Source organism: Actinoplanes sp. NPDC023714, assembly GCF_040639855.1.
Taxonomy (GTDB): Bacteria; Actinomycetota; Actinomycetes; order Mycobacteriales; family Micromonosporaceae; genus Actinoplanes.
Genome location: NZ_JBFAAR010000001.1, coordinates 35701 through 56834, shown reverse-complemented (window position 1 = coordinate 56834; position 21134 = coordinate 35701). Strand labels below are relative to the sequence as shown.

Genomic DNA, 21134 nt, shown 5'->3' with positions numbered 1-21134 from the left:
TCAGATGGCGCAGTTGATCAGCACGGGCTCGGGGTGCAGCTCGACACCGAACCTCTCCCGCACCCCGTCCCGGATGACCCGCGCCAGGTCGAGCAGGGCTGCCGTGCTGCCGGCGCCCCGGTTGGTCAGGGCCAGCGTGTGCTTGCCGGAGATCGCGACGCCCTCGCCGGCGAAGCCCTTCGGGAAGCCGGCCCGCTCGATCAGCCAGGCGGCCGGCAGCTTCACCATGCCGTCGCCGGCCGGCCAGTGCGGCATCTCGCCCAGCGCCGCGAAGACCTCCTCGGTGACCACCGGGTTGGTGAAGAAGGAGCCGACCGACCAGGTGTCCCGATCCTCCGGGTCGAGCACCATGCCCTTGCCGGCGCGCAGCTTCAGCACGGTGTCCCGGGCCAGCGCGAGCGGCACCCGGTCACCGGCCTCGGCGCCGAGGCTGCGGGCCAGTTCCGCGTACTTGATCGGGGCCGACTCGCCGGACTTCTCCAGCCGGAAGTCGACGTCGAGCACCAGGTAGCGGTCGTTGTGCTTGAAGACGCTGGCGCGGTAGCCGAACCCGCACTCGGCCGGCGACATCTCGCGGACCTCGCCGGCGATCCGGTCGTACGCGTGCACCGCCACGATGGTGTGCGCGACCTCCTGGCCGTACGCGCCGACGTTCTGGATCGGGGTGGCGCCCGCCGAGCCCGGGATGCCGGACAGGCACTCGACGCCCGACAGGCCGTTCGTCACCGCGTACGCAACGAAATCATCCCAGGTCTCCCCCGCCGCGGCCCGGACCACGACGGCGGCCGGGTCCTCACCCACCACCCGGATCCCGCGCGTGCGCAGCAGCAGCACCTCGCCGGGGAAACCGGCGTCGCCGATCACGACGTTGCTGCCACCGGCCAGGACCAGCACCGGACGCCCGGCGGCGGACGCGGCACGGACCACGGCGATCGCCTCGTCCGCGTGGACCGCGGTGGTCAGGGTGCCGGCCGGGCCTCCGAGGCGTAGCGTCGTGTACGCCGCCAAGGTGTTTCCGGCAGGGGGTGTGTCATTCAGATGGTCGGCGAATGCGTCGGGCACGGGGTTCACCCTAAGCTCAGACACCGGGGGATGACACCGGCGGTCCGGCCGAGCGGGAGACGGGTCCGATGAACAGGTTGCACGCGACGAAGGACTTCTGGCTCGCAGCGCTGCGCGCCGACGGGCCGGCGCTTGTCGACGCCGTGACCGAGACCGGCCCCGATCACGGGATGGCCGGCCTCGCCGGCGAGCTCACCGCGCTGCTGCGCTGGGTGCGCGCCACGGTGACGCGCGGCGTGACCGACCGGCCGGTCCCGGACGCGCCGCCCGCGGCCGACCCGGCCGCGCCGCTGGAGTGGCCCGGCGCGCTCGACGCGCTGCGCCGGGAGATCACCGGCACCATCGAGACCCTGGAAGCGCTCGACCCCGACTTCCCCGCGTGGAACTGGGCGCCGCAGCCGAAGCGCGCGAGTTTCTGGCAGCGCCGGGTCGCCCACGAGATCTCGCTGCGCCGCTGGGAGGCCGAGTCGGCCGCCGGCCGGCCCACCCCGATCGAGACGAAACTCGCCGCCGACGGCGTGAGCGAGGTGCTCGACACCTGGCTGCCGGCCGGGCGCCGGCAGGGGCCCGACGACGTGCGCGGCGTGGTCCAGCTGGTGGCCACCGACGCGGCGCACGAGTGGTTCGTCCGGCTCCGCGGCCCGGGCATCGCCCTGCTCGACACCATGACGATCCTGGACAGCGACGACCATCACGCCCGGGCCAAGGCGACCGGCACGGCCGGTGACCTTCTCCTGGCGCTGATGGGGCGCAAGCGCACCGACCAGCTCGCCCTGGCCGGCGATCCCCGGCTCGTTCAGGCCCTCCGGACCCGGGTTTTTTGAGAAAACGCTCTCTCGGCGGCTTTCAGTGCCTCCCGAGCAAGTATTCTCTGAACCGGTTAAGTAGTCGGACCTGATCAAGAGCAGGAAGCGGTGCAGTATGACGGCAACCGTCACGTCCACGTCGGCGCAACCAGCGCCCGCGGGGATCACCTTCCCCGAAGGTTTCGTCTGGGGCGCGGCCACCGCCTCGTACCAGATCGAGGGCGCGGCGCGGGAGGACGGTCGCGGCCCGTCCATCTGGGACACCTTCAGCCGCACTCCCGGCAAGGTGTACGCCGGCCACACCGGTGACGTCGCCTGCGACCACTACCACCGGTACGCCGACGACGTCGCGCTCATGGCCGGCCTCGGCCTCGGCGCGTACCGCTTCTCGGTCGCCTGGCCCCGGATCCAGCCGGACGGCACCGGCCCGGTCAACGTGCGCGGCCTCGACTTCTACGACCGGCTCACCGACGAACTGCTCGCCAAGGGCATCAACCCGGTCGTCACCCTCTACCACTGGGACCTGCCGCAGACCCTCGAGGACCGCGGCGGCTGGGCCAACCGGGAGACCGCCGAGGCGTTCGCCGAGTACGCCCAGATCGTCCACCGCCGCCTCGGCGACCGGGTCGCCACCTGGACCACGCTGAACGAGCCGTGGTGCTCGGCCTACCTCGGGTACGGCAACGGCATCCACGCGCCCGGCGTGCAGGACCCGGCCAAGGCCCTCACCGCGGCCCACCACCTCAACCTGGCGCACGGCCTCGCCGCCGCCGCGCTGCGCTCGGCCGGCGCCCAGAACATCAGCATCACGCTGAACCCGTGCGAGGTCTCCCCGCTCGACCCGGCCAACCCGGCCGACATCGAGGCCGCGCGGGTGATCGACGGCGTCGCCAACCGGATCTTCTTCGACCCGCTGCTGCGTGGTGAATACCCGGTGGACGTGCTCGAGCACATCGCCCGGATCACCGACCTGTCGTTCATCCGCGACGGCGACGAGAAGCTGATCCACCAGCCGCTCGACGTGCTGGGCATCAACTTCTACACCCCGTCGTACGTCTCGGCGAAGCCCGGCGCGCCCGGCGCCGGCGACTACCCGGGCAGCCAGGGCATCGCGTTCCGGCCGCCGGTCGGCCCGGTCACCGACATGAACTGGCAGATCGAGCCGGCGTCGCTGACCCGCCTCCTCACCCGCATCCACCGGGACTACCCGGGCACCGCGCTGATGATCACCGAGAACGGCGCGGCGTACCCGGAGGGCCCGAACTCCGACGGCGAGGTGCACGACCTGCGCCGCATCGAGTACATCGACGCCCACCTGCGCGCCTGCCACGACGCGCTGGCCGCCGGAGTCGACCTGCGCGGCTACTTCGCCTGGTCGCTGATGGACAACTTCGAATGGGCCGAGGGATACAAGAAGCGCTTCGGTATCGTGCACGTCGACTACACGACGCAGCAGCGTGTGCTCAAGGACAGTGCGAAGTGGTACCGCGAGGTGATCCGGCGCAACGGTCTCGAGTAGGGAGTAGCTTGGTGACGACGCGGGAACGGCCCACTCTGGAAGCTGTGGCCCGTCGCGCCGGGGTCTCCCGCGCGACAGTGTCCCGCGTCGTCAACGGCTCCACGACGGTGGCCGCCACGATCCGGGACGCGGTGAATCGCGCCGTCGACGAGCTCGGTTACGTACCCAACCAGGCCGCCCGCAGCCTCGTCACCCAGCGGACCGACTCGATCGCGCTGATCCTGCCGGAGACCGCGAACCGGGTCTTCTCCGACGACCTGTTCTTCCCGGCCATCATCCGGGGGGTCGGCGTGGAGCTGGAAGCCGCCGACAAGCAGCTCGTCCTGATGATGACCGGCTCGGAGGCCGGTCATCATCGCGTCGAGCGGTACGCCGTCGCCGGCCACGTCGACGGCGTCCTGTTCGCCTCGATCCACGGCGCCGACCCGCTGCCCGGTCTCCTCGCCGAGCGCGGCATCCCGGTCGTCTGCAGCGGCCGCCCGCCCGCCGCGGTGCCCTACGTGGACGTCGACCACGCCGGCGGGGTCGCCGCCGCGGTGCGCCACCTGGTCGCCGGCGGCCGCCGCCGGATCGCCACCATCGCCGGCCCGCAGGACATGGTCGCCGGCCAGGCCCGCCTGGCCGGGTACCGGGACACCCTCGACGAGGCCGGCCTGCCCGCCCTGGTCGCGAACGGCGACTTCACCCGCGACTCCGGCGTGACCGCGATGCGCGAGCTCCTCGACCGCGACCCGGCGATCGACGCCGTCTTCGCCGCCTCCGACCTGATGGCCCACGGCGCCCTCCAGGCGCTGCGCGCGGCCGGTCGCCGCGTCCCGGACGACGTCGCCGTGATCGGCTTCGACGACTTCGAGATCAGCCGCTACAGCGACCCGCCGCTCACCACGGTCCGGCAGCCGATCGCCGAGGCCGGGCGCACGATGGCGCAGCTCATGCTCCGGCTGATCGCCGGCGACGAGGACATCCCGGAGTCGGTGGTCCTCCCCACCGAACTGGTCCTGCGCGAGTCGGCCTGACCGGCTCAGAGCGACGGCGTCGAGCTGATCGCTATCGGCTTGCCCAGCGACCTGCGGGCCAGCAGCGTGGCACCCGCGATCGCGGCCGGCATGAAGAGGATCGCGCCGAGCGGGATGAGGAAGACCAGGAAGACGGCGACGCCGAAGCCGAGCGTCAGCGGCTTGTTCCCGCCGAGCACCGCCCGGCGGTGGCGGAGACGCTGACCGCGCCGCTGGAAGGGGACGCCGGTCAGCTCGAGCGCCAGCAGCCAGCCGCCGACCGCACCGCCGATCACCGGGATCACGGTCTGGCCGACGAACGGCAGCAGGCCCAGAAAGAAGAGCGGGATCGCCACGAGCACGCCGATGCCGATCAGCCGGAGCGAGTCGACGAGGCTGCGGCGCAGCGACTCCAGCAGGCCGACCTGCACCTCGTCCGGTACGCCGCCGAAGCGCTCCTCGATCCGGCCGGAGATCGTCTCGTAGAACGGGTCGCCGATCAGCAGCGTCACCGCAGTGAACGTGAGGATGCCGAGCAGCACCGAGAGGCCCAGGATCCCGGCGCCGGCGAAGACCTGCACGACGTCGCGCAGCCAGGCGGTCCAGCCGTCGGCGAACCAGGTCGCCTGCTCCGACAGGTCGGGCAGGAAACGGATCAGCAGGACCAGCAGGACGATGTAGAGGATTCCGGAGAGCAGGGCCGGCACCAGTCCGAGCAGGAGCAGCCGCGGACTGCGCAGGATCAGCCCGAGGCCGCGGCCGAGCAGACCGGCCCCGGTCGCGAAATCCCGGAACGCCGACGACACTCGACTTCGATCACCGCTCACGGTCCGTGAGCTTAAGGCCTGCCCGCCAGTTCAGGAGCCGGAGGGGGACGGGCTGGGTGAGGCCGACGGCGTCTCGCTCGGGAGCGGCGGCGTGTCGGACGGGTCCGGGTCCTCGGTGATCCGGGTGGGTGTCGGCACCGGCGGCTCGTTCAGCAGCGGCGGCGATGACGTGGGGGTCAAGAGCGGCGGGGGTACGGAGGTGACGACCGTCACCGTCATCGTGACCGCGGGGGCGGCGGACGGCGCCGACGCGGCCGGCACGGTGGTGGCCGGGGCCGCCGTGGTGCGGGGCGGGCGGGCCGTGTAGCCACCGGCGGGCGCACTCGTGGCGGTCGCCGGGGCGGTGCCGATGCCGCCGACGCCGTCGGGAACACCTGCGGCGCCGAGCGCGGCGGACTTGATCGCCGGAGCGCCGAGGGTCCAGCCGGCGACGACCGCGAACGGCAGACCGACGATCACCAAACCGAAAAAGAGGGATTTAGGGGACAAGCGCACGTACTGAAGACGCGCGAAACGCCCAAAAAGTTACGGCTTTTCGGACATCTGGCCCATATGTCGTTCAGGCGTTGAGGAACGTGGAGATCCGGTCCCGCAACTCGCGGCGGTTGTTCCAGAGGATCGCGGGCCGGTCGAAGATCTCGAGCTCGGCGTCCGGCAGCAGACCCGCGAGGCGTTCCGCCCACGCGGCCGGGTGCACCTCGTCGCCCTGACAGCCGATCACGAGCGCCCGCCCCGGAAAGGCGGTGAGCGCCTCGACCACGGGCACGGCCGGCGCCGACCAGATCGACTCCAGCTCCTGGGCCAGGCCGTCCCGCTGCAGCTGCTCGACCCGCTGGCGGAGGTGGCTCCAGCCGGCCGGGGTGTTGCGCACGGCCGGCGGCAGCTCCGCCTCCACGGCCTCGGCGATCATCGCGGCCTCCCCGGACTCCACCGAGGCGATCAGCCGTTCCAGGCGCTGGACGGCCGCGGCCGGGCGGGTGCCGTCGAGCGGGGCGGGCAGGTAGAGCACCACCCGGTCGAACCGGGCCGGCTCGGCGGCCAGCACCCGGCACAGGGCGGCCGCGCCCATGCTCACGCCGACCGCGCGGGTGGCGCCGTGCAGGCCCGCCACGGCGGACAGCTCGGCCGCGAGGTCGGCGAAGGACCAGGGGCCGGGCGGTACGTCGGAGCGCCCGTGGCCGCGGAAGTGGAAGAACACCCGGCGCCCGGTCACCCCGCTGCCGAGCGGGCGGGTGCCACTCAGGTCACCGGCCAGCCCGTGGGCGAAGACGGTCACGGGTTCGCCGGTGCCGGTGACGAGTTGCTCCACTCGTACGCCCGAAGGGAGAGTGACCAACTCGGTGGCCGGACCCGGCAGCGTAGGGCGACCAGTCCGCGGCCCGGTCCGATCTCCGCGCTGCAGGCGCGGGCCTCCATCCGGAGGGGGAGGCCCGAAGCGGCCCCTCAACGGATCACCAGAAGCCCTTGCCGTCGGACAGGTCCTTGAGGCCGGGACGGACGTCGAGCAGATAGACCAGGGCCGCCGCGATGCCGATCATGCTGAAGATCAGGAGCTGGCCGGCGGTCAGGAACGTGATGACCAGGCAGACGCCGATGATCGCGGCCCACGCGCCCTTCGGCAGGGTGCCGATGGCCTGGAAACCCGCGCCTCGCTGGATCAGGCAGTGGATCAGCGCCACCGACTGCACGATCAGCGAGACCAGCAGCACCACGAGGTCGATGTAGTTGCGGACGTCGTCGAAGAAGATCGGCGCGGAAGAGGCCATGACGGCGATTCTATGCCGCAGGCCCCGGCGACTGCCGGGGCCTGCGATGCATGTCGTTGCTCGGCTCGTTACTCCGCGGACTTCGGGGCGGCCGGCTTGGCCCGCTTGCGCGGCGCCTTCGGAGCGGCCTCGACGGCCTTGGCCTCGGCCACGACGGCCGGGGTGGCCTCGACGGCCTTCGGCTCCTCGGTGGCCTCGATGTCGGCGTTCACCACGTCGGCGGCCTCGACGACACCGGTGCCGACGACGCGCTCGCCGCGGGCCACCAGCTCGGTGTAGAGCGCCACGGCCCGCTCCTGGGCGACCTGGGCGAAGGCGTTCGCGGCGCTGGCCGCGTTCTCCCGGATGGCCACGAAGTCGGTGGTGCCGGCCTTCTCGCGCAGCTCGGCGGCCTTGGTGCCGGCCTGGTCGTTGTAGACCTTCAGCGAGGCGGCGGCCTTGTCGCTCAGCTCGGTCAGCACGGCCGGGAGCTTGCGCAGCTGCTGGTAAGCCAGGTCACCGGCGCCGGCGGCGGCGTAGAGCGGGGCGGGGATCTTGGTCTTGGTCTGCTCGGTCACTTGGACTCCTCAGTGATCGGGTCTTCAGAAGGCGGCGTTTCGTTGCGCGCGTTCTCGTTGCGGAACGTCTCGTAGATCTGCGACAGGGACTGCTTCTGTGCGACCGTGAGCTCCGGGTCGACCGCGATGGCGGCCAGCACACCCTGCTGGCCCTCGCCATCGAGCAGCCCAGCCCGCAGGTACATCGCGGGCGTCGACACTCGCAAGGCGCTGGCGATCTGCTGCAGCACCTCGGCGCTCGGCTTGCGCAGGCCACGCTCGATCTGACTCAGGTAGGGGTTGGACACCCCGGCCTTGTCGGCGAGCTGGCGAAGAGAGATCTTCGCGGTCTGCCGCAGGTCACGGATGAAGGATCCGATGTCCTCGGGCAGGTCCTTGGATGTGGCCATGCGTCGAAGTTAGCGCGGAGTGCTAGCTGTTGCAAGCAAAACGCTTGCTCCAGCTAGCGTGAACCGAGTCACCCCGCCATTCACCAAACCGCGCGAACCTCGCCGACCGGGCGTCCGCCGCCCAGCACGACCTCCCTCAGGTCCGGCGTCTCCACACCGAGCCGGCGCAGCGCCTCCAGGAGCACCGGCACCCGGGCACGGGTGGCCCCGTCGGAGATCTTCAGCGCCACCGCGCCGAAGCCGGGCATCGCGGCCGCGGCCACCCCGTCGGCGCCCTTCTTGACCAGCAGGCCCGGCATCGCGTTCATCAGCACGGTGTCCTCGGTGCCGGTGCCCGCGACGAGTTCCGGATGCGCCCGCATGGCGTCGGCGACCCGGCGCTCCGGGGTGCCCGGCTCGGCCTCGACCAGCCGCTGGAACGCCCGCGCCAGCCCGATCGGCGAGACCGCGAAGATCGGCGCGCCGCAGCCGTCGACGCCGAGCGCCGCGATCGGCTCGCCGGCGAGCCGGCTCACCGCGTCGGCGAGAGCCTTCTGCAACGGGTGATCAACTTCGAGGTACGAATCCAGCGGCCAGCCGTTGACCACACAGGTGGCGAGCATCCCGGCGTGCTTGCCGGAGCAGTTCATCAGGATCGGCTCGGCCTCGCCGCCCGCGCGCAGCCAGGCGTTCCGGGGCGTCTCGCCGAGCGGCAGGTCGGCCGGGCAGCGCAGCGCGCCCGGCGTCAGGCCGGCCGCCGCGAGCATGTGCCGGACCCGCTCGACGTGGAATCCCTCGCCGTCGTGGCTGCCGCTCATCAGCGCGAGATCGGCCTCCTCGCGCGGGACGAGACCGGCGTTCAGCAGGCCGACCGTCTGCAGCGGCTTGTTGGAGGATCGGGGGAAGAACGGGCTCTCGACGTCGCCGAAGCCCTCCCCCGCGGTGAGCGCGACGACGCCGTGGTGGACGCTCTCGACGAACCCCGAACGGACTACTTCAGCGACGATCACGGTTGGGGCACTCCGAGCAGGTCACGGGCTTGAGCAGGGGTCAGGGGCGGGCGCTGGGCGAGCTGGGCGAAGCCGACGGCCCGCGCCACGAGCTGCATGTTCGACTCGACGGCACGGCCCTTCGCGTACGTGAGGGTGTCCTCCATCCCGACCCGCAGGTGCCCGCCCGCCGCGAGCGACGCCAGCATCACCGGCAGGGTGCTGCGGCCGATGCCGGTGGCCGAGAACGTGGTGCCGGCCGGCAGGTCGCGGATGACCTGCTCGCACGCGACCAGGGCGGCCGCCGTGCCCGGCATCCCGCCCGGCACGCCCATCACCAGGTCGACGTGGACGTGGCCGCCGAACGGCAGGCCGTATTTCCCGAGCAGCCGCTGCAGGGACGTGAGCTGGCCCAGGTCGAAGATCTCGTACTCCGGCACGACGCCGCGCTCCTGCATGCGGGTGTGCAGGTCGACGATGAACTCCCAGCGGTTCATGAAGACGCCGTCGCCGAAGTTGACGGTCCCCATCGTGCAGGAGGCCATCTCCGGGCGTGCGTCGAGCACCGCGAGGCGGTCCGCCTCCGGGTCGGTCACCGCGCCGCCCGAGGAGAGCTGCACGATCAGCCCGGTGGACTCGCGCAGGGCCGCCACGGTCGCCCGCAGCCGGCCCTGGTCGAGGGTGGGCTCGGCGGCGTCGTCCCGGATGTGCACATGGATGATCGAGGCGCCCAGCGCCTCACATTCCTTCGCGGTCGAGACCAGCTCATCCAGGGTCACTGGCAGAGCCGGCACGTCCGCCTTGCTGCTCTCCGCGCCGGTCGGGGCGACGGTGATCAAGGTCCCGGTCATGCGGCTCATATTGCCAGGTCTACGCCGTGTCTATCGCCGCCGCCGATTCCCCCACGGTCAGCCGGGCGTCGTCGGCGACGTTCCGCTTCAGGACGGCCAGCGCGATCATGCCGAGCTCGTGGTGCCGGACCGCCGTGCCGACGAAACCGACGGCACGCCCGTCCAGCTCGACCGGGGTGCCCTTGGCCGGCGGGTGGTCGGAGGCGACCCCGTCGAAGTGCAGCAGCACCAGGCGGCGCGGCGGCCGGCCCAGGTGGTGCACCCGGGCCACCGTCTCCTGGCCGCGGTAGCAGCCCTTGTCGAGGTGGACGCCGGTGGCGATCAGCCCGGCCTCGGCCGGGATCGTCCGGTGGTCGGTCTCCCAGCCCAGCCGCGGCGTCCGGGCGGCGACCCGCACCGCTTCGTACGCCCAGAGCCCCGCCCTCGGCACGCCCAGCTTTTCGATGACCGACGTCTTGGCCTCGCGCGGCACGAGCAGGTCGACGCCGAGCGGCACGCGTCGCGCGAGTCCGCCTTCGAATTCCCGTACCGAATAGAGGCTCGTCGGCTCGGGAGGCACGGACCCGGCGGCGAATTTCGGACCCGGCACCGCACCCACCCGGGGCGCCCCGAGATCGGGGAAGAGATCGGCCGCCGCCGGCCCCACCACCGAGAGGACCGCCAGCTCCGACGTCGCGTCGCGCGGCTCCACCTTGGTGAAGAAGCGCATCATCTCGAGGTATCGCAGCAGGCCGGCACCCGCGCCCGGCTCGGTGTCGAGCCAGGCCGTCGTGCCGTCCTCGGTGATGTAGGCGTGGTGCTCGACATGCCCGTTGGGCGACAGGACCAGGAGTTCGCTGCCTTGGTTCGCCGACAAATCCGACAAATGCTGAGTTGTCAGGGTGTGCAGCCAGCTCGCCCGCTCCTCGCCGGGAACCGCGATCACCTCACGGTTCGACCGGTCGATCACCCCGGCCGCGGTCTCCAGCAGGCGCTGCTCGCGCATCGGGTCGCCGAAGTGGGCCGGAACCCCGGCGTCGGCGGAAGTCGGGTCGAGATCCTCGACCATCACGGTGGTCACGCGTTCTCCTTGCAGTCGCCGCACACCCCGAACAGGGACACGTGACCCACGTCGACCCGGAAGTCGCGCTCGTCGCGCAGCCGGTCGGTCACCGGCAGCATGACCGCCGGGTCGACCTCGGCGATCGAGCCGCAGGCCCGGCAGACCAGGTGGACATGCTGGTCCTCGCCGGCCGCGTGGTAGGTCGGGGAGCCGTGCGACAGATGGGTGTGGTTCACCAGGCCGAGCTCCTCGAGGAGCTCCAAGGTCCGGTAGACCGTAGTGATGTTGACGCCGGCCGCGCGCTCGCGGACCGCGTTGTGCACGGACTCCGGTGTCGCGTGACCGAGTTCGTGCACCGCTTCCAGAATCAGCTGACGCTGCGGGGTGAGCCGCAGACCACGCTCACGCAGCATGGCGGCTAGCGATGTGGCGGACACGCTGTCGAGCATAGTTCGCTAGTTTCAACAGCTGTGACCGAGCGGATCCTGGTGTCTCCCGGCGACCTTCTCGGGGACGGTGTCTTCGAGACCCTCGACCTGCGTCCTTCGGGGCCATGGCTGTTGCCCGAGCACTTGGCGCGGTTGTCGCGGTCCGCTTCACTCTTGGAGATGGCGCCGCCGCCGGACTCTGTGATCCGCTCCCACATTTCGGATATTTCCGATTTGTCGGGCGCGCTGCGGATCATCTATACCCGTGGCGGGCTGGTGAACGTCTCGGTGAGCGCCATCCCGCCCGCCGTGCTCCGGGAGCGCCGCGACGGCGTCCGCGCGGTCAGCGCCGGTCTGGGTCAGGCCCCGCCGTGGTCCATCGCCGCGGCCAAGTCACTCTCCTACGCGAGCAATCTCGCGGCGCGGCGCTGGGCGGCGCGGCATGGGGCCGAGGAGGTGGTCTGGCTTTCCAGCGACGGGTACGTGCTGGAAGCACCCACTTCCTCAGTGGTCTGGCTGACCGGCGGGATGCTCTGCACGGTCCCGCCCGCCGAGGCCGGAATCCTCGCCGGAATCACCGCCGCCCACCTGCTGGCGGTCGCCGGCGAAGTCGGCCTGAAATCCGCCGAACGCATGATCACCCTGCCCGAACTGGCCGCCGCCGACGCGATCTGGCTGGCGTCCTCCCTGCGTGGCCTGGCCGAGGTGACCGAACTCGACGGGGTGCCCCGGCCTCGATCCCCCTGGACCCCGCGCCTGCTCACCCTGCTCGGCTTCCCACTCCCAGCGCCCGCCCCTTAGCCCGACGCCCAAGCCCGCGCGCCTCCGCCCACACCGCCGCGCCCGTCCGCGCCCGTCCACGCTCGACCCCGTCCCGCCCCCGCCCTCGTGCCCGATCTTGTTGATTCAGCACGCACCGTTCCCGCGCAGATCAACAAGATCGCTCACTCGCACCGCTCGCCCGCGCCCCACCCCCAGCCTCGTCCCAGATCTTGTTGATTGGGGCGGGCCCGTCCCTGTGCGGATCAACAAGATCGCCTACTCGCACCGCTCGCCCGCGTCCCGCCCCCAGCCTCACAGATCTTGTTGATTCAGCACGGACCGTTCCTGCACAGATCAACAAGATCGACACGGGGAGGGGCGGAGAGGCAGGAGGACGGGACGGGAGGGACGGCGGGCGGGAAGGAGAGGGCGCGGGGAGGGAGGGTCAGCCTCCGATGCGCAGGAGGCGGGCTGACATGTGCGGCTGGAGACCGCTGTTGTCGATGGAGATCTCGTGGGCGTAGAGCAGCGCGCCCTCGACGATGCCGAAGAGCCGGTGGCCGCCGGTCACGTGCAGGCCGGACGGCGTGTAGGCGACCGCGTCGGTGCCCATCTCCAGGCGGGTCGTCGCGGCCTTGCCCATGTAGAGCTCGGCCACCCCGTCCGGGCGGATCATCGTGGCTTCCATCTCGTCGCCGGGCCGGCCGTCGACGAGCACCGGACGCCAGAAGCCGGACTCGGTCAGCCACAGGCCGGTGGGCTGCGAGTCGTCGTCGAGAAGCCACGCGCGCGACTCGTAGCGCAGGAAGTCCCGGCCGTCGTGGCTGATCCGGATCTCCTGGGCGAAGTTGTAGTCCTCCTCCGCCGGGAACCCGCCCTGCCCGCGCCCGCGCCACAGCCCGACGAACGGCAGCAGGCCGAGCAGCGCGCCGTTCAGGTCGGGACCGGACCGCAGGTCGTGGGTGTCCTCGTAGGGGTAGGGGTCGACCGGCGGCGCGTTCAGCCACGGCGGTGGTCCCAGCGGGTTCTCCTGCTCGGTGCTCACCAACGCCCCCTCGAAATACGAACGGCCAGATAGCCGAAACCGCCCGCCATCGCGCCCAGGGCGGCGACAAGCAGGCTCACGAACCCGATCTCCGTAACCATGACGCGCCCATCTTATGCTGGCCGGTATGGCACGTTTGCTGGTCGTCAAGGCCACCTCCGGAGCGGATGCGGCCGAGCGCTGCTCACAGGCCTTCACGGTGGCCGGCACGGCCGTCGCGTCGGGCGTGGACGTCTCGCTCTGGCTGACCGGGGAGTCCGCCTGGTTCGCCCTGCCGGGCCGGGCCGCCGAGTTCGAGCTGCCGCACGCCGCGCCGCTCCCCGACCTGCTCGAGGCGATCCTCGCGGCCGGCCGGGTGACGCTCTGCACCCAGTGCGCGGCCCGCCGCGGCATCGGCCCCGACGACGTCATCCCCGGCATCCGCGTCGCCGGCGCGGCGGTCTTCGTCGAGGAGATCATGTCCGAGGGCGCGCAGGCGCTCGTCTACTGACCCGCGCCGCTTCCATCGGGCGGTCGGTTCTCCATCGGACCGATCAGTTCTCCATCGGGTGGTCAGGAGCAGCCGGTGGTCACGCTCGCCTGCATTCGCCCACCGTCGGTGGTCACCACGACCGAGTCAGGACCTGATCGGTACGCCCAACCGGCCGCGCCCGACCACACCGGGGTCGTCCCCGGCGGCACGCCCCGGGGGCCGTCCTCGGCGTCGCCGGCGCCGGCGTCGGCCAGGTGGGTGGTCGCCGTCCCGCCCTCGGGGCAGGCCACCGACCGGGCCTGCGGGGTGACGGCCGGATCGGCGCCGAGCGCCGCGAGCGTCTCGGCCAGCAGGGCCGGGGCCGGCCCCGCCGCAGGATCGGCCGCCCCGATCGTTCCCGCTCGCGGGCGGCAGCCGGACTCCACTCGTACCCTCAAGATCTGATCGACGGAGAGAGCCTCCGCGTCGATCGCGATGAACGAGCCCGCGTCGGCGTAGAGCGAGAGCCGCGTGCCGCCACGCACCGCCGTGACCGACGCGGCATAGCCGGCGGGCAGACCGGCCGCGATGTCGTCCAGGGCGATCCGGGCGTCGCCCTCGGGCACATAGACGGCCAGCTCCCGGCTCGCCACCGAACCCGGCCGCACCGGGGTGACCGAACAGTCCTCGATCCGCAGCTCACCGAGGCGCAGCGCCCAGCGGTCGTCGGTCGCCGCCGCTGCCAGGGCGCCCGTGGCCCGCCGCAGCTCGGTCACGGCGTCGGCGATGTCGCGCTGCTCGGGGACCGTCGGCGGGTCGTCGCGCACCGACCAGAAGCTCACGCCGGCCAGCACCGCGATCCACGCGGTCACCCCCGCCGCGATCCACAGGCGCCGGCGCCCGCTCCCCCTCGGCGGCGTCATGTCAGCGAGGCGTATTCCGGGGAGGCCAGGAACCGCTCGATGATCTCGGCGCTGCCCGGGGTGAACGGCCGGTCCAGCACCTCACCGGCCGGTACGAAGATCATCGCAGCGCCCTCGCCGAGCACCACGTCGGCCTGGGACGCGCCGGTCACGGCGTAGAAGTAGTGCTTCTCGCGCCGGTGCTCGGGCAGGTCCTGCCGGGCGAAGAGGCGCAGCGGGCCGTCGGCGACCAGGGCGGCCTCCTCGAGCAGCTCGCGGGCCGCACCCTGCTCCGGCGTCTCGCCCGGCTCGATCTCGCCGCCGGGCAGCCCCCAGACGTTCGGGTAGTAGGGCGCGTGCTCGTCGCGCAGCTGGAGCAGGATCGCGCCGGACGCGTCGACAAGGAAGGTGCAGGCGACCCGCTTCAACTTTTCGCCAACCTGTTGAGGGCGCCGAGCGCCACGTCGGACCTGGTCGTATACCAGAACGGGGGCAGCGACCTGCGCAGGAAGGCGCCGTAGCCCCGGGCCGTCTCGAGACGCGAGTCGAGGACCGCCACGACGCCCTTGTCGCCGCTCGACCGGATCAGCCGGCCGACGCCCTGCGCCAGCCGGACCGCCGCGATCGGCACGCTCACCGAGGAGAAGCCGGAGCCGCCGTTCGCGTCGACGGCGGCCGAGCGGGCGGCGGCGAGCGGCTCGTCGGGGCGCGGGAAGGGCAGCCTGTCGATCACCACGAGCTGGCAGGAGTCGCCCGGCACGTCGACACCCTGCCAGAGCGACATCACCCCGAAGAGGCAGCTCTCCTTCTGCTCCCGGAACTTGCGGACCAGGATCGGCAGCGTCTCGTCACCCTGCAGGAGGATCGGCAGGTCGGTCTTGGCGCGCAGCAGCTCGGCCGCCTGGGTCGCCGCCTTGCGCGAGGAGAAGAGCCCGAGGGTCCGGCCGCCGAGCGCCTGGACCAGCTTGAGCAGCTCCTCGGCCGCCGGGTCGGGCAGGCCGGACTGGGCGGGCCGGGGCAGGTGCGAGGCGACGTAGAGGATGCCCTGTTTCGGGTAGTCGAACGGGGAGCCCACGTCGAGCGACGTCCAGCCCTCGCCGGAGGCCGGGGCGCCCTCCGGGCCGGGCGTCGCGGCGGGCAGGCCGAGCGAGCGGGCCACCGTGTCGAACTTGCCGCCGAGCGTCAGCGTGGCCGAGGTGACCACGACGGTGCGGTCGTTGTAGAGGCTCTGGCCCAGCGTGCCGGCGACCGAGAGCGGGGCCACCACGAGCGCGCGCCGGCCGTTGCCCATGTCGGATTTCTCGACCCAGGCGACGTCGAAGTCGTCCTCCTCGAGGATCCGCTGCGACGTCGTGGAGAGCTCGTCGAGCACGGCCTTGGCCTGCTGCTTGCCGACCGGGTCGGAGTCGTCGGACTTCACCTCGCCGATCGCGCTGAGCCCGGCCCTGGTCGCCGACTCGAGCAGGGTGAGCGCCATCCGCAGCTGCTCCGGCAGCCCACTGGTGATCCGGCCCGCGGGCGTCTCGGCGAGGCCGACCGTGAGCGCGTCGGCCGACTCGGCGAGCTGCTCGGCCGCGGACGGCGGGATCATCGTGCGGGCGCGGCGGCCGGCCCGCTCGATCGCCTCGGGGGTGAGCTCGGCCTGCGCGGCCGAGGAGACCCGGTCGGCGAGCTCGTGCGCCTCGTCGACGACGAGGAGCTTGTGCGGCGGGACGATCTGGTGCTCGGCGAGCATGTCGACGGCGAGCAGGCTGTGGTTGGTCACCACGATGTCGGCCTCACGGGCGCGCACCCGGGACGCCTCGGCGAAGCAGTCGGCGCCGTAGGGGCAGCGGCCCGCGCCCACGCAGTCGCGCGCCGGCATCGACACCTGTTTCCACGCGGTGTCGTCGACGCCGGGGTCGAGCTCGTCCCGGTCGCCGGTCTCGGTCTTGTCGGCCCAGGAGCGGATCCGCTGGATCTGCTTGCCGAGCCGGCCCGCCTCGCCGAGCCACTGGCCGGCCCGGGGCGCCGGGGCGTCGTCGAAGAGCGTGTCGGCCGGGGCCTCCTCGTCGGCGTGCTCCAGCTTGGCCACGCAGAGGTAGTGGTGGCGCCCTTTCAGCACGGCGAAGCTGGGCTTGCGGCCGAGCACCGGCTCGACCGCCTGGGCCAGCCGGGGCAGGTCGTGCTCGACCAGCTGGTTCTGCAGGGCGAGGGTGGCCGTCGAGACGACGACCGGGCCGTCCACGAGGAGCGAGGGTGTCAGATATCCGAGGCTCTTGCCCGTGCCCGTGCCGGCCTGGACGAGCAGATGCCGCTTGTCCTTGATGGCCTTGTCGATGGCCTCGACCATGGCCTGCTGACCGGGGCGGGTGCTGCCGCCGGGGACGGCGCCGACCGCTGCGGCGAGGAGCTGCTCGGCGGTCGCCTTTTTTCGGGTAGCTGCGGGCACGGAGGAACCGTACCCGCCACCACCGACATAACCGGACCACCGCTAGGGTGCACCTCATGCCGAGCGAGATGGTCCGGGTCATCTACACGAAGTACGACGGATCGGCTCATCGTGACTACCCGGCCCGCCGCCTGGCCGAGGACGACCTGGGCATCTGGGTCGGCGTGACCCGCGGGACCCCGTCGGTCTACCACGGCCGCCCCTCGGTGGAGCAGATTCCGTTCGTGCTGCTCATCCCCCACTACGCGTGGTGGACCGGGATGTTCAACCCACCCCCGCGTACGAGTGAGGTCTACTGCGACGTCACCACCCCGGCGCGCTGGGAGGGTGACACGGTCCACATCATCGACCTCGACCTGGACGCCGTGCGGCGCCGGGAGACCGGTCTCGTGGAGCTCCGCGACGAGGACGAGTTCGAGGAGCACCGTAAGGCCTTCGGGTACACCGACGACGTCGTGTCGAACGCCAGGGCGGCCGCCGAGCAGCTCATCGTGGCGCTCGGCGACGGCACCGAGCCGTTCGCCACGCACTACCGCAAGCACCTCTCAGAGGTCACCCAGTAGAAGCTTCTCCGGGTTCTGCTGGTTGAACAGGCCCGTGATCCGGCCCTCGTCGACCGCGACCGTGAGCACCGCGAGCAGCGGCACGCCGTCCGGGCGGGTGCCCCGCAGCAGCATCGCGGCACCCCCGTTCACCAGCACCGGGTCGACCTTGATGTCGGTGACGCCGGCCAGCTTGCGGCCGAGCAGCCCGGTGTAGAAGCGGGCCACCTTGTCGGCGCCGCCGACCACGTTGAGCGCGGTGCGGACCAGCCCGCCGCCGTCGCTGATCGCGACCACCTCGGGGGCGAGCACCGCGGCGAGCGCCACCACGTCGCCGCTCTGCGCCGCCGTCAGGAACGCGTTGAGCACCCTGCGCTGCTCGGCGACGCCGGCGGTGTGCTTGATCCCGCCGTCGGCGACCGCCCGCCGGGCCCGGCTCGCGTGCTGCCGGGCGGCCGCCGGCGTGGTGTCGAGGACCGTGGCGACCTCGTCGAACGGCACCGCGAACGCGTCGTGCAGGACCAGCGCCACCCGCTGTTCGGGGGTCAGCCGTTCGAGCACCACGAGCAGGGCCACGCTGATCTGGTCGGCCCGTTCGGCCAGCTCGGCCGGGCCGGCGTCGGGGTCCACCACGTACGCCGGCAGCCACTGTCCGGGGTACGCGGCACGGCGTACCCGGGCTGAATTGAGCTGGTCCAGGCAGATGCGCGCGGTGACCGTGGTGAGCCAGCCCCGCACGTCCCTGATCTCCTCGGTCTGCTGCGCGTAGCGCAGCCAGGCCTCCTGCACCGCGTCCTCGGCCTCGGACCGGTTGCCGAGCATCCGGTACGCGACGGCGGTCAGATACGTGCGCTGGGCCTCGAACTCGGCGGCGTTCCCGGGCGGCATAGGAGGAATTCTGCGCGAGATCACCGGTTGCGGGTAGCACCTGTGCCACAGTTGAAACAGGCAAATCGCACTTATCGGAATGGTGACGCGTGAAAGACGCAGCTACTATCGCGGGCAGCCTGGCCGGGCTCGCCGGTGCCGGTGGCGCGGTCTCGGTCGCGGTCCGCCGCCGGAACCGCTCGAGCATCCCGGCGGGCCACGCGCTGATCCGCGACACCGACATCGACCCGCTGCCCGGCGTGATGCGGCTCCGGCTGACCGGGATGACCGTGCCGGTGGTGCCCGGCCCGCACGGGGAGCTCTTCCTCGGCGCCGGCACCCCGCAGCCCGGCCGCACCCTGCGGCGGCTCGTCCTCGCGCCGCTGTTCACCCGGGGCCAGGCCGGCTCCGGGCGGCTCTTCCGCGATCAGCGCACGCCGTTCCGCCTGGTCGTCGAGTTCGGCGGGCGGAGCCGGGACACCGAGACGCTCCTCCGCGCCTACCGGATGCTCGACCAGCAGCTGCGCGACCACGGCAGCCTGCTGACCCGCTGCCGGGACGGCGTCGTCACGCCCGGCGTGGTGACCGTGACGGTGACCGGGATCGTGGACGTCCGCGAGTTGCTGGCCGCACAGCGCGACAGGTACGCGTTCGCCGAGGGCACCTTCGACGACATCGGCTCCCGGTCCGCCCCGCCGGCGCTGGTCCCCGCGGTCAGCGAGCCGTGGAGCCGCCGGTTCGGCTGGGACGGCCGCGACCCGATCACCGCGGAGGAACGGCACCAGCTGCACGCCCTCGTCCGGGCCGCGCACGCCGACGGTCGATCCGTACGGATCTCGGGTCTGCCCGAAGGGTCCCGCAGGGCCCGCGCGGCGATCTGGAGCGAACTGGGCGCCGCCGGCGTCGACGCGATCGCGGACGCCGACCTCGGTGGACTCGCCAAACATCTGCGCCACCATCCGGTGACCGCCACCCCATCGCCACCTCCGCCGCACGCGCCTGCCCGGGTGACCCGGAGGCCTTCGCCCCGGCCTCTCGTTTAAAGACGCGCCGGACGAGGCAACCTGCGTGGACCGATAGCATGCCCAACGGAGATCCAACAAAAAGCCGTCGATAGAGGGTCCACGCCGTGAAGTTTTCATTCCGTCCCGTCGAGGGCGCTTTCTACGACCTCTTCAGCAAGGCGGCATCCAACCTGGTGAAGGGGACCGAGCTCCTCAACGAGCTCGCACTGCCCGGTGTGGACGTGCAGTCGGTGGCGGATCGGCTCAGCGACGTGGAGCACGACAGCGACTCGATCACGCACGAGCTGTACAAAAAGATCAACTCCACGTTCATCACGCCCTTCGACCGGGAGGACATCTACTCGCTGGGCTCGCAGCTCGACGACGTGATGGACCACCTGGAGGCGGCCGGCAACCTGCTCTACCTCTACGGGCTCACCGACCTGCCGTCGCTGCCCCGGGAGATGCACGAGCTCGTCACGGTCCTCGACCAGCAGGCGAAGGTCACCGCCGACGCCATGCCGAGGCTGCGGTCGATGAAAAACCTCGAGGAGTACTGGATCGAGATCAACCGGCTGGAGAACGACGGCGACCGGGCCTACCGGATGCTGCTCGTCCGGCTCTTCTCCGGTGAGTACGACGCGCTGACCGTGCTCAAGATGAAGGAGGTCGTCGACGAGCTCGAGGCCGCCTGTGACGCGTTCGAGCACGTGGCGAACACCGTCGAGACCATCGCGGTCAAGGAGTCCTAGATCTTGGATCCCGAGCTCATAGCCGTCGTGGCGGTCATCGTCGCCGCGATGGCCTTCGACTACACCAACGGCTTCCACGACGCCGCGAACGCGATCGCCACGAGCGTCAGCACCCGGGCGCTCACGCCGCGGGTCGCGCTCGCCATGGCGGCCGTCGGCAACTTCATCGGCGCGCACCTCGGCACCGAGGTGGCCAAGACGGTCGGCGACGATCTGGTCTCGCTGCCGGTCGGCGTACCCAGCCTCGGCGTGGTCTTCGCCGGCGTGCTCGGCGCGATCACCTGGAACCTGATCACCTGGTACTTCGGGCTGCCGTCCAGCTCGTCGCACGCGCTCTTCGGCGGCCTGGTCGGCGCCACGCTGCTGGCGTCGTTCGGCGCCGTCCAATGGGGCAACATCGTCAGCAAGGTGCTGATCCCGATGGTGCTCTCGCCGATCGTCGGCCTGATCCTCGGCTTCATCATGATGGTCGCGATCATGTGGATCTTCCGGCGCGGGCATCCGGGCAAGCTGAACCGCGGCTTCCGGCTCGCGCAGACGTTCTCGGCGGCCGCCATGTCGGTCGGGCACGGCATGCAGGACGCCGCCAAGACCATGGGCATCGTGGTGCTGGCGCTCTACACCGGCGGCTACCAGAGCTCGGCCACACACATCCCGGAATGGGTCTACTGGGCGTCCGCCACGATGCTGGCGCTCGGCACCTACGCCGGTGGCTGGCGGATCATCCGCACCCTCGGCCGCAAGATCATCGACTTGGGGCCGGCCGAGGGCTTCGCGGCCGAGACGGTCGCCAGCTCGGTGCTCTACTTCAACGCGCAGGTCCTGCACGCGCCGATCTCGACCACCCACACGATCACCTCGGCGATCATGGGCGTGGGCGCGACGAAGCGGCTCAGCGCGGTCCGCTGGAACGTGGCCGGCAACATCGTGATCGCCTGGGTCACCACGTTCCCGGCGGCGGCCCTGATCGCCTGCGTGATCTATGTGGTGGTCCGCCCGCTGTTCTGACGGGCCGACCGTTTTGACGCGGCCGGCTGCCCCCGCCCCTGCCCCGCCCCCGATCTTGTGACTCTCCACAGCAACGGCCCTGCCGAAAGTCACAAGATCGCGGGGAAGCTCCGCGCCAGCGCGAGAAGCCGCGCGCCAACCCCCCGATCTTGTGACCCTC

25 protein-coding genes and 1 pseudogene are annotated in these 21134 nt (G+C 71.7%); 9 read left to right on the top strand and 17 right to left on the bottom strand.

Annotated features, from left to right (window positions below; translation table 11 throughout):
• Positions 1 to 1062 carry a UDP-N-acetylmuramate dehydrogenase gene (locus AB0G10_RS00265; protein ID WP_360914174.1) on the bottom strand — a complete coding sequence of 354 codons (1062 nt, stop codon included), beginning with the start codon at positions 1060 to 1062 and terminating at the stop codon, positions 1 to 3.
• Between the two features lie 68 nt (positions 1063 to 1130).
• Between AB0G10_RS00265 and AB0G10_RS00260 the strand changes: the two genes are divergently transcribed.
• From AB0G10_RS00260 to AB0G10_RS00250, 3 genes are all read left to right on the top strand, one after another.
• Positions 1131 to 1886 carry a maleylpyruvate isomerase N-terminal domain-containing protein gene (locus AB0G10_RS00260; protein ID WP_360914171.1) on the top strand — a complete coding sequence of 252 codons (756 nt, stop codon included), beginning with the start codon at positions 1131 to 1133 and terminating at the stop codon, positions 1884 to 1886.
• 97 nt (positions 1887 to 1983) lie between these two features.
• On the top strand, positions 1984 to 3387 hold the full coding sequence (locus AB0G10_RS00255; protein ID WP_360914168.1) for a GH1 family beta-glucosidase: 1404 nt from the start codon (positions 1984 to 1986) through the stop codon (positions 3385 to 3387).
• 11 nt (positions 3388 to 3398) lie between these two features.
• On the top strand, positions 3399 to 4403 hold the full coding sequence (locus AB0G10_RS00250) for a LacI family DNA-binding transcriptional regulator (protein ID WP_360914165.1): 1005 nt from the start codon (positions 3399 to 3401) through the stop codon (positions 4401 to 4403).
• A 5-nt stretch (positions 4404 to 4408) separates the two neighbouring features.
• Here the strand turns inward: AB0G10_RS00250 and AB0G10_RS00245 are convergent, their stop codons facing one another.
• The 10 genes and pseudogenes from AB0G10_RS00245 to AB0G10_RS00200 form a co-directional block, all read right to left on the bottom strand.
• Positions 4409 to 5209 (bottom strand): EI24 domain-containing protein, encoded by an 801-nt coding sequence (locus AB0G10_RS00245; protein WP_360914163.1) that lies wholly within the window; start codon positions 5207 to 5209, stop codon positions 4409 to 4411.
• 30 nt (positions 5210 to 5239) lie between these two features.
• Positions 5240 to 5668 carry a hypothetical protein gene (locus AB0G10_RS00240; protein WP_360914160.1) on the bottom strand — a complete coding sequence of 143 codons (429 nt, stop codon included), beginning with the start codon at positions 5666 to 5668 and terminating at the stop codon, positions 5240 to 5242.
• 100 nt (positions 5669 to 5768) lie between these two features.
• On the bottom strand, positions 5769 to 6656 hold the full coding sequence (locus AB0G10_RS00235; RefSeq protein WP_360914157.1) for an alpha/beta hydrolase: 888 nt from the start codon (positions 6654 to 6656) through the stop codon (positions 5769 to 5771).
• Positions 6657 to 6660: 4 nt separating this feature from the next.
• Entirely contained in the window at positions 6661 to 6975 is a 315-nt protein-coding gene (locus AB0G10_RS00230; RefSeq protein WP_360914155.1) for a DUF2516 family protein, read from the bottom strand.
• Positions 6976 to 7043: 68 nt separating this feature from the next.
• A complete protein-coding gene (locus tag AB0G10_RS00225) occupies positions 7044 to 7532 on the bottom strand; it encodes a hypothetical protein (RefSeq protein WP_360914152.1) in 489 nt (162 codons plus the stop codon).
• Positions 7533 to 7576: 44 nt separating this feature from the next.
• Positions 7577 to 7921: pseudogene (locus tag AB0G10_RS00220) on the bottom strand (helix-turn-helix transcriptional regulator); the annotation flags it as partial.
• Positions 7922 to 8001: 80 nt separating this feature from the next.
• The gene (locus AB0G10_RS00215) at positions 8002 to 8910 is read right to left on the bottom strand and encodes an asparaginase (protein WP_360914149.1); all 909 of its coding nucleotides are present in this window, start codon (positions 8908 to 8910) and stop codon (positions 8002 to 8004) included.
• Positions 8907 to 9740 (bottom strand): 3-keto-5-aminohexanoate cleavage protein, encoded by an 834-nt coding sequence (locus tag AB0G10_RS00210; RefSeq protein ID WP_360914147.1) that lies wholly within the window; start codon positions 9738 to 9740, stop codon positions 8907 to 8909. Before AB0G10_RS00210 ends, AB0G10_RS00215 begins: the two co-directional genes overlap by 4 nt.
• 19 nt (positions 9741 to 9759) lie before the next feature.
• Positions 9760 to 10788 carry a folate-binding protein gene (locus AB0G10_RS00205; RefSeq protein WP_360917904.1) on the bottom strand — a complete coding sequence of 343 codons (1029 nt, stop codon included), beginning with the start codon at positions 10786 to 10788 and terminating at the stop codon, positions 9760 to 9762.
• 8 nt (positions 10789 to 10796) lie between these two features.
• The gene (locus tag AB0G10_RS00200; RefSeq protein WP_360914144.1) at positions 10797 to 11231 is read right to left on the bottom strand and encodes a Fur family transcriptional regulator; all 435 of its coding nucleotides are present in this window, start codon (positions 11229 to 11231) and stop codon (positions 10797 to 10799) included.
• Positions 11232 to 11252: 21 nt separating this feature from the next.
• Between AB0G10_RS00200 and AB0G10_RS00195 the strand changes: the two genes are divergently transcribed.
• Positions 11253 to 12011, top strand: a complete 759-nt coding sequence (locus AB0G10_RS00195) for an aminotransferase class IV (RefSeq protein WP_360914141.1) — start codon at positions 11253 to 11255, stop codon at positions 12009 to 12011.
• A 406-nt stretch (positions 12012 to 12417) separates the two neighbouring features.
• Here the strand turns inward: AB0G10_RS00195 and AB0G10_RS00190 are convergent, their stop codons facing one another.
• Both AB0G10_RS00190 and mtfM read right to left on the bottom strand, forming a co-directional pair.
• Positions 12418 to 13017, bottom strand: coding sequence for an FABP family protein (locus tag AB0G10_RS00190; RefSeq protein WP_360914138.1), 600 nt, complete (start codon positions 13015 to 13017; stop codon positions 12418 to 12420).
• Entirely contained in the window at positions 13014 to 13118 is a 105-nt protein-coding gene (mtfM, locus tag AB0G10_RS00185) for a small membrane protein MtfM (protein WP_360914135.1), read from the bottom strand. The genes AB0G10_RS00190 and mtfM overlap by 4 nt, the downstream gene beginning before the upstream one ends.
• A 14-nt stretch (positions 13119 to 13132) precedes the next feature.
• On the opposite strand from mtfM, the gene AB0G10_RS00180 reads away from it, so the two are divergent.
• A complete protein-coding gene (locus AB0G10_RS00180; protein WP_360914132.1) occupies positions 13133 to 13507 on the top strand; it encodes a DsrE family protein in 375 nt (124 codons plus the stop codon).
• A 62-nt stretch (positions 13508 to 13569) separates the two neighbouring features.
• Here AB0G10_RS00180 and AB0G10_RS00175 read toward each other — a convergent pair whose 3' ends face one another.
• Genes AB0G10_RS00175 through AB0G10_RS00165 form a run of 3 tightly spaced genes read right to left on the bottom strand, consistent with a single transcriptional unit; the run spans position 13570 to position 16702 of the window.
• Positions 13570 to 14391 carry a hypothetical protein gene (locus AB0G10_RS00175; RefSeq protein ID WP_360914130.1) on the bottom strand — a complete coding sequence of 274 codons (822 nt, stop codon included), beginning with the start codon at positions 14389 to 14391 and terminating at the stop codon, positions 13570 to 13572.
• The gene (locus tag AB0G10_RS00170; RefSeq protein WP_360914127.1) at positions 14388 to 14798 is read right to left on the bottom strand and encodes an NUDIX domain-containing protein; all 411 of its coding nucleotides are present in this window, start codon (positions 14796 to 14798) and stop codon (positions 14388 to 14390) included. The genes AB0G10_RS00175 and AB0G10_RS00170 overlap by 4 nt, the downstream gene beginning before the upstream one ends.
• A complete protein-coding gene (locus tag AB0G10_RS00165) occupies positions 14795 to 16702 on the bottom strand; it encodes an ATP-dependent DNA helicase (RefSeq protein ID WP_360917903.1) in 1908 nt (635 codons plus the stop codon). The genes AB0G10_RS00170 and AB0G10_RS00165 overlap by 4 nt, the downstream gene beginning before the upstream one ends.
• A gap of 155 nt (positions 16703 to 16857) precedes the next feature.
• On the opposite strand from AB0G10_RS00165, the gene AB0G10_RS00160 reads away from it, so the two are divergent.
• Positions 16858 to 17364: a DUF402 domain-containing protein gene (locus AB0G10_RS00160; protein ID WP_360914124.1), complete on the top strand. Its 507-nt coding sequence runs from the start codon at positions 16858 to 16860 to the stop codon at positions 17362 to 17364.
• On the opposite strand, the gene sigJ is transcribed toward AB0G10_RS00160, so the two are convergent.
• Positions 17347 to 18231: an RNA polymerase sigma factor SigJ gene (gene sigJ / locus AB0G10_RS00155; RefSeq protein ID WP_360914121.1), complete on the bottom strand. Its 885-nt coding sequence runs from the start codon at positions 18229 to 18231 to the stop codon at positions 17347 to 17349. The two genes, AB0G10_RS00160 and sigJ, sit on opposite strands and share 18 nt — an antisense overlap.
• Before the next feature lie 89 nt (positions 18232 to 18320).
• On the opposite strand from sigJ, the gene AB0G10_RS00150 reads away from it, so the two are divergent.
• From AB0G10_RS00150 to AB0G10_RS00140, 3 genes are all read left to right on the top strand, one after another.
• The gene (locus AB0G10_RS00150) at positions 18321 to 19253 is read left to right on the top strand and encodes a hypothetical protein (RefSeq protein ID WP_360914119.1); all 933 of its coding nucleotides are present in this window, start codon (positions 18321 to 18323) and stop codon (positions 19251 to 19253) included.
• Positions 19254 to 19339: 86 nt separating this feature from the next.
• Positions 19340 to 19966: a DUF47 family protein gene (locus tag AB0G10_RS00145; RefSeq protein ID WP_360914116.1), complete on the top strand. Its 627-nt coding sequence runs from the start codon at positions 19340 to 19342 to the stop codon at positions 19964 to 19966.
• A gap of 3 nt (positions 19967 to 19969) precedes the next feature.
• Positions 19970 to 20974, top strand: a complete 1005-nt coding sequence (locus AB0G10_RS00140) for an inorganic phosphate transporter (RefSeq protein ID WP_360914113.1) — start codon at positions 19970 to 19972, stop codon at positions 20972 to 20974.
• Positions 20975 to 21134: the final 160 nt, after the last annotated feature.